The 12,533-nt window shown below is 42.6% G+C and carries 9 protein-coding genes; all 9 read left to right on the forward strand.

The window, feature by feature from the left end:
* Positions 1–33 precede the first annotated feature (33 nt).
* The 9 genes from MHH92_RS13985 (at position 34) to MHH92_RS14025 (ending at position 12,526) form a co-directional block, all read left to right on the forward strand.
* Positions 34–708: a response regulator transcription factor gene (locus MHH92_RS13985; protein WP_340904443.1), complete on the forward strand. Its 675-nt coding sequence runs from the start codon at positions 34–36 to the stop codon at positions 706–708.
* Positions 705–2,075 (forward strand): sensor histidine kinase, encoded by a 1,371-nt coding sequence (locus MHH92_RS13990; protein WP_340904445.1) that lies wholly within the window; start codon positions 705–707, stop codon positions 2,073–2,075. Before MHH92_RS13985 ends, MHH92_RS13990 begins: the two co-directional genes overlap by 4 nt.
* Positions 2,076–2,292: 217 nt before the next feature.
* On the forward strand, positions 2,293–3,279 hold the full coding sequence (locus MHH92_RS13995; protein ID WP_340904447.1) for an alpha/beta hydrolase: 987 nt from the start codon (positions 2,293–2,295) through the stop codon (positions 3,277–3,279).
* Positions 3,280–3,472: 193 nt separating this feature from the next.
* A complete protein-coding gene (locus MHH92_RS14000; protein ID WP_051447070.1) occupies positions 3,473–4,393 on the forward strand; it encodes an alpha/beta fold hydrolase in 921 nt (306 codons plus the stop codon).
* A gap of 39 nt (positions 4,394–4,432) precedes the next feature.
* Positions 4,433–5,890 carry an alpha/beta hydrolase family protein gene (locus MHH92_RS14005; RefSeq protein WP_340904448.1) on the forward strand — a complete coding sequence of 486 codons (1,458 nt, stop codon included), beginning with the start codon at positions 4,433–4,435 and terminating at the stop codon, positions 5,888–5,890.
* Positions 5,891–5,922: 32 nt separating this feature from the next.
* Positions 5,923–8,010, forward strand: coding sequence for a serine hydrolase domain-containing protein (locus MHH92_RS14010; protein ID WP_340904449.1), 2,088 nt, complete (start codon positions 5,923–5,925; stop codon positions 8,008–8,010).
* Between the two features lie 162 nt (positions 8,011–8,172).
* Positions 8,173–8,847, forward strand: coding sequence for a response regulator transcription factor (locus tag MHH92_RS14015; RefSeq protein ID WP_024634381.1), 675 nt, complete (start codon positions 8,173–8,175; stop codon positions 8,845–8,847).
* Positions 8,844–10,205 (forward strand): sensor histidine kinase, encoded by a 1,362-nt coding sequence (locus MHH92_RS14020; protein WP_340904454.1) that lies wholly within the window; start codon positions 8,844–8,846, stop codon positions 10,203–10,205. The genes MHH92_RS14015 and MHH92_RS14020 overlap by 4 nt, the downstream gene beginning before the upstream one ends.
* A 194-nt stretch (positions 10,206–10,399) precedes the next feature.
* Positions 10,400–12,526, forward strand: coding sequence for a serine hydrolase domain-containing protein (locus MHH92_RS14025; RefSeq protein WP_340907679.1), 2,127 nt, complete (start codon positions 10,400–10,402; stop codon positions 12,524–12,526).
* Positions 12,527–12,533: the final 7 nt, after the last annotated feature.

The following is a 12,533-nucleotide window of genomic DNA, read 5'->3' on the forward strand; positions in this document are numbered from 1 at the left end:
ATTTAAACGTAACGGAGAGGACAGAAAAAACATATGGCTACTATACTCGTTGCAGACGACGATGCGAACATTCGTGAACTCGTCTGTCTATTTCTCAAAAACGATGGATTCACAACAGTGGAAGCTGCGGATGGTAAGGAAGCTCTCACTATATATGGCGAAACTCCAGTGGATCTGGTCGTCCTTGATATTATGATGCCTGTCATGGATGGTTGGGCACTGTGCAAAGAACTCCGAAGAGCCGATCCCGACCTCCCGTTACTCATGCTTACGGCGAGAGGAGAGACTTGGGAGAAGGTGAAAGGATTCGAACTGGGTACGGATGATTATTTGACCAAACCGTTTGATCCATTAGAGCTGACCGCTCGTGTCCGAGCATTACTGAAACGATACAAAATCGGCTCCACACATACAATCCAGTTTGGCAACGTCATTCTGGACCGTCAGACGTATAAGGTGATGAGAGGTACGGAGTCGCTTACGTTACCACTTAAGGAGTTCGAATTGCTGTATAAGCTTGCTGGAACACCAGGACAAGTCTATACACGTGAGCAATTAATCGATCAGATATGGGGTATTGATTACGCGGGAGATGATCGAACAATAGACGTACATATTAAACGCCTGCGTGAACGATTCGCGACAACACCTGATTTTCGGATTGAAACGGTGCGTGGGCTAGGGTACAGACTTGAGGTCTATGAATGATCAGATCCTTATATATTCGTGTTGTTCTGACCTTTCTGGTGTCAGTCATCACAGGCACGATTATTTCATTTTTTATGTCAACCTGGATGTTCGAAGATCAATTGAATGAAAATGCTCAAATTAACATACGCAATTTTGGCCAGGACGTTGTGCAGATTTATAAGACGCTGCCTGCTGATGAAGCAGAATCATTCGTTAGTAGAATGAAGCAACTTGATTCGTATCATATTCGAATTTATGATGCAACGGGCAAGTTCCAGTCTTATGGGAAGCTTAACGAACATAAATCATCACCCGTATCGACGGATCAACTCAAGAAGGTGTTAAACGGAGGGGTTGTGCAGGACACACCTAAAGGTATCGCTACCGTTCTTTTGGGGCTACCGATCAAGACGGAAATGGGTACAAGAGCGATGTTTCTAGAAACACTCTCACCGCCCTCAGCCTCTTTTGTGGTCCAGTTTGGCTTGATTTTTGCAAGCTGTTCCTTGATTGTAGGAAGTTTGTTGATTGTGGTTGCTTCTGTATATCTGGTTAGACCGATCAAAAAATTGACCAAAGCGACCAAACGGATTGCAGCTGGAGACTTCAACGTCAAGCTGAACATTAAACAAACGACGGAGATTGGTACATTGGCCCGCAGCTTTGAAGAAATGATGCATGATCTTCAGCAGTTGGAGCAGATGCGCAGGGAATTCGTTACCAATGTTTCGCATGAGGTTCAGTCTCCGCTCACCTCGATATCCGGTTACGCTTCAGCACTGAAGCAAGTAAATCTCTCAGAACAAGAACGAAACCGTTACCTGGATATTATCATCTCAGAAGCAAAAAGAATGTCCAAAATGAGTGATAGCCTGCTGAAGCTGAGTTTGCTTGAATCGCAGTCACAGCAACTACGGCTCACCACCTTAAGCCTTGATGAACAAATCAGGCGGGTCATCGTGGCGCTTCAGCCGCAATGGTCTGGGCGCAACATTCATTTCGAGCTTGATTTGGAGAACGTGAAGGTAACGGCTGATCACGATCAGTTAAATCAGGTATGGACAAACATCATCGGAAATAGCATCAAGTTTTCCGAGGATGGCGGTATGATTAAAGTCAGTATCGAAGAGGACTTCAAAAATGTGACTGTTCGAATATCCGACACGGGCATTGGAATTCCCCTGGAAGATCAGAAGCGTATATTCGACCGTTTTTTCAAGGCAGATCGTTCCCACAGCCGCAAATACGACGGGAGTGGTATGGGACTTGCTATCGTTAAACAGATCGTGTCCCTTCATCAGGGTGACATCCGAGTGGAAAGCGAACCTGGTCAAGGCACGACCTTTATTGTCACGTTGCCCATCCATCCACCAACGGATAGTTAGGCTCACAGGATAGGGTCAATGAATAGAATATCCATCGGATTATCTAAACCGAATGTTCATGTCCTATGTAACATGCAAGCTTCCTTGTATGTTACATAGGACATTTTTTTTGCTTGTTCATACTCTGTTCATATTCCGGTCATGGGGAGTACATCTTTCTTGATTAAGATTTCTTAAGCAGCCTGCGAGGCCAATATACAGATGAGGATAGGAGCAGATGAATGTGAATCAACAAGCAGACAGAGAAGTCCAGAGTAAGAGCAAAACCAAGAAAGTGTTAAACATTTTGTTTAAAGTACTTTGCGCAATCATTATAGCAATCTTACTTTTTGTAGCTATCGTATATACCGTTAATAAAATCAGCAGTTATTCGGAGCAAAAAAGAATGGAGCCGTATGGTCAACATGTATCCGTAGACGGAAAAAATATGAATGTGTTCATACAAGGCGAAGGCGAGGAAACGATTGTGCTTCTGCCTGGTTTTGGAACAGCTGCACCAGCGCTTGATTTTAAACCTCTTATCTCCGAGTTATCACCATATTATAAAGTTGTCGTTGTTGAGCCCTTTGGTTACGGATTGAGTGATCAGACCAAAAAGGAACGCAGCACAGCAAATATCGTCAGTGAAATTCATGAAGCGTTACAGCGTCTACATATTGATCGTTATATCCTCATGGGTCATTCCATTTCGGGGATCTATAGCCTGGATTACGTGAACAAATATGCAGATGAAATAAGTGCATATGTTGGGCTGGATAGCAGTGTTCCAGCGATAAGTGAACAGAAGATTGATTCATCAGATACACAACCGATTAAGTGGTTCCGCAACTTAGGTTTCGCCCGAGTGCAACTGAAACTGAGTGCTGACCCTTATGATGGACTGCCTTATGATGAACAAACGAAAGAACAATTGAACATTCTGGTACGCAAAAATATGTATAATACCACGCAATTAAATGAGGCAGAAAGTATGTATTCCAACTTTAAAGCATCTGAACAACTAACTTTCCCTGTTAATCTTCCAGTTCTTTTCTTTGTTCAAAAGAATCATCCGGCAGCAGACAATTGGGTTCCGGAACACGAGAAGTTAATAGAGAACTCTGTGCGTGGTGAAGTGGTGCTGTTGGAAGCAAATCATTATTTGTATCGTTCCCATGCCAAAGAAATTTCTGGAAAATTCAGGGGATTTATGACGCAGCAGTAAATATAAATGAATTGGCTTGTTCATATTCAGTTCATATTGACGTCACGGGGAGTACATTTTCATTGGATAAGATTTCATTAGCAGCAAAAAAGACAATCGAACTATCAGTTCAAGACAGGAGAAGATAACACTGACGACGCAGCCTGCGGAAAAGAAAACAAAGAAGAGATCAAAGGCCAAAAAAGTGAGAAACATGATACTGAAAATAGTAGGAGCAATCGTAATCGCCATTATTCTATTTCTAGGTATTGTTTATATCACCAATGTGATCAGTAGTAATTCAGAGGCCAAGAAAATCGATTCCTATGGTCAGCATGTATCTGTAGACGGTAAAAATATGAATGTGCTCATTCAAGGCGAAGGCAAGGAAACGATTGTACTTCTGCCTGGTTTTGGGACAGCTGCACCAGCGCTTGATTTTAAACTGCTCATTGACGAACTATCACCATATTACAAAGTTGTGGCGGTTGAGCCATTCGGTTATGGATTAAGTGATGCTACTGAAAAAGAACGAACCACAGAGAATATCGTAAGTGAAGTTCATGAAGCTCTGCAGCAACTCGATATTCATCAGTACATGCTCATGGGTCACTCCATTGCAGGCATTTATGGCATTGATTATGTGAACAAATATCCGGATGAGGTCACGGCATTTGTCGGAATTGATAGCAGTGTTTCAACACAACCGGGTATGGATGCCAAATTGCCTACTAAAACGTTCGCATTTCTTAAAAAATCAGGTCTCCAAAGATTGGTGGTCAAATTTAGTAGTGACCCCTATGCTGGACTCGCATTTGATGAACATACCGTAGAGCAGATGAACATGCTGTCGAATAAAAACTCGAACAGTTCCACGACTTTGAATGAGATGGACCATATTGCTTCCAATTTTAAAGGAGCCCAAGGTTTAACCTTCCCTAAAGACCTTCCACTTCTACTCTTTGTACAAGCGAATAATGAAGGTGTAGAAGGATGGATACCGCTGCATGAAGGGCAGATCAAAGATTCAGTACATGGGAAAGTAATCACCATGGATGGCGAACATTACTTGCACCATACGTTATTCAAAGAAATAGCTGAAGATGTTAGAGCATTCATGAACGAAGCGAAATAATAATTCTGTAAAAGTCCGTGATGAGAGAGAGGAATTCAATTGAGATTATTTGAGATACTGTTAGTTCTATCCTGTTTCGCGTTACTCATAGACCTACTATTTATTAAAAGAAGTGCAAAGAAAATAGGTTTGGGTTTGGGTATAGGAAGTAGCGTTATATTATTAGTTCAATTGTTTGTTGAGGGATACAGATGGCAGTTGCTTGTGGTATATATCATGACGGCTCTATTCATAATCATCGTTTTATTCAGACATTCCGATAAGATGGCGAATCTTAAAATAGGGAAGTTCTTGAAATATAGTTTATCTTCCTTAATCGTCATTCTGCTTGTTGGTTCTACCGTCTTGTCTGTATACTTACCTGTTTTTAATCTGCCGAAGCTTGATGGTCCAGAGAAGGTGGGTACTCAAACATTTCATTTAACAGACCAGAACAGAGACGAAAACTTCACTGAAGATCAAAGCGATAAGAGAGAACTAATGGTTCAAGTTTGGTACCCAACTGAAAACAGCAATAATAACAAGCGTGACACGCTGTTTCCAAAAGATAAAGAAATGTTCAAAAAGTATATTCAGAGCTTCTCTAATTCTTTAAAACTGCCCGAATTTTTGCTCGACTACTTGAAGTATAGTCAAACCAACTCTTATGAAAATGTTGAAATATTACCTTCTACAAGTCCTTATCCCGTGGTACTACTATCTCATGGTATGGGAACCAGTAGAGTTCTACATGTATCACAGGCCGAGAATCTGGCCAGTCATGGGTATATCGTGTTCACCATCGATCACACGTATAGCACCTTTGCTACCCTTTTCCCAGATGGCCGTGTAACGGATTATAAAAAAAGTACGACTACACTAGATGAACGTACAAAAACAGGGAGTATATGGACGAAAGATGTGGAGTTTGTAATCGATCAAATCGAAAAGCTGAATTCAGGTGCAATCGAAAGTCAGTTTAAAGGGAAAATCGATCTAGATCACATCGGCGCGATGGGGCATTCTTTTGGGGGTGCAACCGCGTTTAATGCAACGTATTTAGATCAGAGAATCAAGGCCGGGGTTAATATGGATGGGTCACTATATGAAGTGGAAAATAGAGATGATATAAACAAGCCGTTTATGTTCATCCGATCGGGAAGTTTTGAAGACTGGTTTGCCAACTTTGAAATAGATAGAAATTCGGATGATGAAGTAACTAAATCTCTTTCAGATGAGCTGCACATTATGAAAAATGTTATGAATCATGGGGGAAAAGTGATCTATGTAGAAGGAACCCAGCACTTCAATTTCACGGACCTTCAGTTCTATTCAGAGCTGGTTAAACTGTCCGGTATCACAGGAGATATCAATGGTAAAAGAGGATCAAACATCGTAAATCAATATGTACTCGATTTCTTTAACAAGCAACTGAAAGGAACGGGTGGAGATCTCATTCAGGGACCAAACGACTTGTATCCGGAGGTGAAATTTGTAGACCCAGAAGAAATCAAATAACCAAAACACTTAAAATTCAGGAGATGATGTGAATGGGACGACAAAAGGGAAAACGCACTTCAATCGCCGTGTTAACGCTGGCATTAACCATGTTAGCTCCAATGTCTGCAATGGCTGCGCCTACTACAAGTAGCAGTGATCATACGTATGAACCAACCAAGAAAACGGTGATGGAGAAAGCCAAGTTACTCACTGAGAAGCATGGAATCACAAGCCTGCAATATGCCCTTATCGATGGTGGCGAGATTGTGGTGTCCGGTCAGACGGGCAAAAACGATAAAAACAACAAGGTGCCTCTTACGCCGGATACGATCTATGGCATAGGATCAACGAGTAAAATGTTCCTAACCGCTTCTGTTATGAAGTTAGTTGAAGAAGGCAAGGTGGATTTGGATCTGCCTGTTGTGAACTATATACCTGATTTTCAAATGAAAGATCATCGCTACAAACAAATCACACCACGCATGCTGTTGAATCATTCTTCCGGTCTGCTGGGAGGCACGGGCAGCAATGCCACATTGTACGGGGATAATGATACGTACTCACATGATACGTTTCTGGATCAATTGGCAAGTCAAAACCTGAAGGCAGATCCGGGCGCGTTCTCGGTGTATAGTAACGATGGGTTTACGTTATCCGAGATTATGGTTGAACGTGTTAGCGGCATGAGTTTTACAGCTTTTATACACCAATATTTTACGGAACCTTTGGACATGAAACATACCAAAACACCACAGGATGTGGTTGACACGGCAGCTATGGCGGGAATCTATTCTCCTATGTATGAGGGTCAGCTTCCACAAGAGAATTATAATGTTATCGCTACTGGAGGCATTTATTCTACCGCTGAAGATCTTGCGAAGTTTTCACAAATCTTCACGGGAGAGGTCCAAGGCATTCTTACCGATAAGTCTGTAGAAGCCATGGCGCAAGAAGAATACAAAAAAGGCATGTGGCCAGAGGGTGGCGATACGTCTATATCTTACGGATTAGGGTGGGATAGTGTAAATCTGTACCCATTCAGTGAATATGGTATCAAGGCAGTAACAAAAGGTGGAGATACCATATCGTATCACTCATCATTAGTCGTACTGCCGGAATATAATCTGGCTGCAGCCGTTACCTCATCAGGTGGGACAAGTGCCAAAGATCAGTTCATTGCGAGTGAATTATTACTCAGCGCACTTGAGGAAAAGGGCATTATTACAGAACGGAAGCCGGAAAAATCGTTTGGTGTTCCAGTGAAGGCAGATATACCTAAAGAAATAGCCACGAATGCAGGTATATATGGCGGCAATAATTCAGTTAAGAAGATCGAAATGAATAGGGCTGGACAAATGACTGTATCCACACCTTCAGCTCCAAGTGATCCGGCTCAAAAATACACCTATACAGCGGATGGTACTTTTGTTAACGATGAAGGCACGGAAAAGCTGAAATTTGTTAAGGAGAAGAATGGAAGGACTTATCTGTGGTATCGATCTTATATATCCTTACCAGGACTTGGACAATTGGCTTTCTCCGAATATAAAATGGAGAAGCTGGAAGCCAATGAATTATCCCAGGATATTACGGCCTCATGGGAGCAACGTGAAGGTAAAAAATATTACCTTCTGAATGAGAAATATACATCAACGGTTTATCTCAATTCGGCACCAATTCTCCCTATTCATTTGGACAAAGAGACGCCTGGGTATGTATCCAATACTAAGATTATTGGAGCAAACGAAGCAGTCACGGAGCTGCAAATCCCTGGCCTGGCTGGACGTGATACAAAGGAGATTTATTTTGCTAAAAAGAACGGAGTAGAGTACATTACAGCCGTTGGTAGCATATACGCCAGTGAGGAAATGGTACAACCACTCTATTCGGGTAAACAATCTCTAGCAACGATTCAAGCAGACGGATATGCCAGATGGTTTTCGTTACCATCAACGGTGAAAGGAAAAGTCATGACGGTTAAAATGCCTGCAACTGGCGCCTTTGCCGTATATGATCAGAAGGGTATTTGTATTAATCACACCGTAGTCAGCGGTGTGAACGAGGTTGTTTTACCAGAGAACGGCCGCATTGTATTTGCAGGTGACGTGGATTCCACATTTGAAATTTCATTAAAATAGATGTTGTGCCGTAGTTAGTTTTATGAAAGAAACTAAGAAAGTAGCCGATCAAAGTAATCGGCTGCTTTTGTTCAATTTAACTATAATTAGTTTGTCACTTCAGTTAGAATTCTTCGCTATTGCTCAACTGAAGAATTATTCTTTTTTAGGAGAGTGGAAACGGTGCCTACGATATTAGTTGCTGACGACGATGCGAACATTCGCAAACTCGTCTGTTTATTTTTGCGCAACGACGGATTTACAACCATCAACGCCGTAGACGGAAAGGAAGCCCTGGCTATCTATACCTCCACGCCAGTCGATTTGGTTATTCTTGATATTATGATGCCAGTCATGGACGGTTGGGCATTATGTGAGGAACTTCGAAGAGCCAATCCGGATCTTCCGTTACTAATGTTGACGGCAAGAAACGAGACCTGGGAGAAAGTACAAGCATTTCAGCTCGGGACAGATGACTATATGACGAAGCCATTCGATCCGCTTGAGTTGATGGCTCGCGTCAAGGCACTGTTGAAACGATACCGTATAGGATTAACGCAGACCATCCAATTAGGAAACGTTATTCTGAACCGGCAGACTTATAAGGTCCTGAGGGGTACAGAGTCGTTCACCTTGCCGCTTAAAGAGTTCGAATTATTGTATAAACTTGCTGGATTACCGGGACAAGTCTATACGCGGGAGCAATTAATCGATCAAGTTTGGGGAATTAATTATACTGGCGATGATCGAACGATAGACGTGCATATTAAACGTCTACGCGAACGTTTTGCCGATATCTCCGATTTTCGTATCGAAACGGTGCGGGGACTTGGCTACCGGCTAGAGGTGCAAGAGTGACCGGCTCCCTCTATACACGTGTAGTCCTGACCTTTCTGGTCTCCGTGATTGGGGGCACAATCCTTTCTTTTCTTGCTACAACCTGGATATTTCAAGATAAATTAAACGAAAACTTACAAGGCTCCTTGCTTGACTTTGGCCAGGATATCGTCCGCATCTACGAGACATTGCCGTTACATGAAGCAGAAATGTTTATAAGTGAAATGAAACAACTCAATTCCTATCACATTCGAATCTATAAAGCAACGGATCAATTCCAATCCTACGGAGAACTTAAAGAACAACATCCTTTCCCGGTGACGACGGAACAAGTGAAGAAAGTGCTGGATGGGGAAAGGGTCCAATTCAATGGGATCGATACGTTCTTCTTGGGAATGCCGATAAAAACTGAAATGGGAAGCAAAGCAATGTTTGTAGAGCCCCTCACTTCCTCTTCCACCTCATTTCTCATCAAGTTTGTTTTAACTTTTATGATTTGTTCGTTAATAGCAGGAAGCCTATTGATACTAATTGCGGCTATGTTTCTGGTGAGACCGATCAAAAAGCTGACAGAAGCGACCCGGCTTATAGCTGCCGGAGATTTCAATGTCAAGCTTAATATTAAACAAAAGGGTGAGATAGGTGCTCTGGCTCGTAGTTTCGAAGAAATGATGCACGATCTAAAACAGCTTGAGCAGATGCGCAGGGAATTCGTAGCAAACGTGTCCCATGAAGTTCAGTCTCCGCTCACTTCCATTTCCGGTTTTGCTATAGCGCTCAAGCAGGTAGACCTCCCGGATGACGAAAGAAGCGATTATCTCGATATTATCATCACTGAAACTGCAAGAATGTCCAAAATAAGTGATAGTCTGCTAAAGCTGAGTTTGCTTGAATCTCAATCATTGCAAATGCGGCTCGCCACGCTCAGTCTGGATGAACAGATCAGACAAGTAATCGTCGCTATTCAACCCCAATGGTCGGCCCGTAACATTCAGTTCGATCTTGATTTGCAGCCCACCAAAATCACGGCCGATCATGACCAGTTAAATCAGGTGTGGATCAATATCTTCGGCAATGCCATCAAATTTTCCGAAGATGGTGCCCGAATTAACGTCACGATCAAACAGAATATCAAGAACGTGACGATCCGCATATCGGATTCGGGTATTGGTATTCTCCCGGAAGACCAAAAGCGTATATTTGACCGCTTCTTTAAAGCAGATCGTTCCCACAGTCAGAAATATGAAGGAAGCGGTATGGGACTAGCTATTGTAAAGCAGATCGTCTCGCTTCATCAAGGGGACATCCGGGTGGAGAGCGAATATGGACGAGGAACGACCTTCATAGTCATCTTGCCAATCACAACACCCACAGAGTGATTGGATTTCATGCCTTCACTAGGTTATGACACCCTGTATAAACCTCCTTGCGTATGATGATGCAAACTTTTTTTGCCTGTTCATCCTCCGTTCATGCTGCAGTCATTAGGGGGACATCTTGGTTTGTTATATTGTCTTTAGCGCCCACGTTAAGGTGGCTTAACACAATGATGAAGACAGGAGTAGATGCAAGAATGAAACCAAGAGAGGTAACAAAACTGAAGATGAGTGTGAGGAGAGCAAGAAAGAGAAATACTATAGCTGCTGTGACTCTCATGCTGACGATACTTGCCCCAATGTCTGCAATGGCCGCACCGGCTCCCATGAACAACAGCAACCTTACGTATGAGACAACAAAGAAAGCCGTGATCGAAAAAGCCAAATTACTGACCGAGACATATGGTACGACGAGTCTGCAATATGCGCTCATCGATGGTGGAGAGATTGTGGTGTCCGGTCAAACGGGCAAGAACGATATAAACGACAAGGTACCTCTTACTTCGAACACCGTCTATGGCATTGGTTCAACCAGTAAAATGATGCTTACAGCCGCTGTAATGAAGCTGGTTGACGAAGGCAAGATTGATTTGGATGCGCCTGTTGTGAACTATATGCCTGACTTTACAATGAAAGATAACCGATACAAACAGATTACACCCCGTATGTTGCTGAATCATTCCTCCGGTCTTCTGGGCACCTCAACCAGCAATGCCACATTGTACGGAGATAATGACACGTATTCACATGATACGTTTCTGGAGCAATTGGCGAATCAAAACCTGAAAGCAGATCCCGGCGAATACTCAGTCTACAGCAACGATGGCTTTACGTTAGCCGAGATTCTGGTCGAAAGAGTGAGCGGCATCGGTTATACCGCATTTATACACAAGTATTTCACGGAGCCTTTGGATATGAAACATACCAAATCACCACAGGATGTGGTTAATCCGTCAGACATGGCGGCAATCTATTCCCCTTTTTATGAGGAACCACTTCCCAAAGAGAATTATAATATCATCGGTACTGGAGGTCTGTATTCCACCGCTGAAGATCTGGTCAAATTTTCAAGAATCTTCACGGGAGAAGTTGACGGTATTCTTTCCAGTAAGTCTGTAGAAGCTATGGCGCAAGAAGAGTATAGAAGAGGTATGTGGCCAGAGGATAGCGATACGCTGATGTCTTATGGGTTGGGGTGGGATAGTGTGAACTTGTTCCCATTCAACGAGTACGGCATTAAGGCCGTTATGAAAGGTGGAGATACGTTATCTTATCAGTCCTCATTAGTGGTACTTCCGGAATACAATATGGCTGCAGCCGTTATCTCTTCAGGCGGGTCAAGCTTAACCAATAATTTCATTGCGAATGAATTATTACTCAGTGCACTTGAGGAAAAGGACATCATTACAGAGCGGAAGCCAGAAAAATCATTTGGCGTACCTGTGAAGGCAAATATGCCTAAAGGAATATCCAAGTATGCAGGTATATATGGCGGCAATAATTCGGTTATGAAGATCAAAATAAATACGGCTGGACAAATGACTGTATCTTCACTTACAGCTCCGAGTAATCCGGCTCAAGAATACACCTATACAGCAGATGGTACTTTTGTTAATAACGAAGGTACAGACAAGTTGAAATTCGTTGTGGAGAAAAATGGGAAAACCTACTTGTGGTCACGATCTTATATATCCGTTCCAGGACTCGGACAGCTGGCTTTCTCAGAATATAATGGGGAGAAGCTTGAAGCCAATAAATTATCCAAGGAGATTAACGCTGCATGGGCAAAGCGCGATGGTAAAAAATATTATCTGGTGAATGAGAAATACACATCAATGCTCTATCTTAATGCTACATCGATCCTGCCTATTCAGTTGAATAAAGAGAATCCGGGATATATGTCCAATAATAAGATTATTGGAGCCAACGAAGCAGCCAATCAATTGCAGATTCCGGGTACTGCCGGACGTGATACGATGGACATTCATTTCTCCAAAAAGAACGGAGGAGAGTATCTTACATTTTCAGGTTATGTATACGCTAGTGAGGAAATGGTGAAACCAATCTATTCGGGTAAACAATCCGCCACAACCATTCAAGCAGATGGATATGCCAAATGGTTTTCGGTACCAGCGACTGCGAAAGGAAAAGTCATGACAGTGAAGTTGCCTGCAAATGGAGCCTTTGCTGTCTATGACCAGACCGGAATTTGTATTAATCACAGCGTGGTCAGCGGTAAGAATAATGTTGTTTTACCAGAAAACGGCCGTATTGTATTTGCAGGTGAGGTTGGTTCCAAATTCGAAATTTCATTAAAAAAGTAAATGAACT

Origin of the sequence: Paenibacillus sp. FSL M7-1414, assembly GCF_038003195.1 — a bacterium.
GTDB lineage: Bacteria > Bacillota > Bacilli > Paenibacillales > Paenibacillaceae > Paenibacillus > Paenibacillus amylolyticus.

Coding starts and splice junctions, on each gene's coding strand:
- MHH92_RS13985 (WP_340904443.1), top strand. CDS start 34: ATGGCTACTATACTCGTTGCAGACGACGATGCGAACATTCGTGAACTC.
- MHH92_RS13990 (WP_340904445.1), top strand. CDS start 705: ATGATCAGATCCTTATATATTCGTGTTGTTCTGACCTTTCTGGTGTCA.
- MHH92_RS13995 (WP_340904447.1), top strand. CDS start 2,293: ATGAATGTGAATCAACAAGCAGACAGAGAAGTCCAGAGTAAGAGCAAA.
- MHH92_RS14000 (WP_051447070.1), top strand. CDS start 3,473: ATGATACTGAAAATAGTAGGAGCAATCGTAATCGCCATTATTCTATTT.
- MHH92_RS14010 (WP_340904449.1), top strand. CDS start 5,923: ATGGGACGACAAAAGGGAAAACGCACTTCAATCGCCGTGTTAACGCTG.
- MHH92_RS14025 (WP_340907679.1), top strand. CDS start 10,400: ATGAAACCAAGAGAGGTAACAAAACTGAAGATGAGTGTGAGGAGAGCA.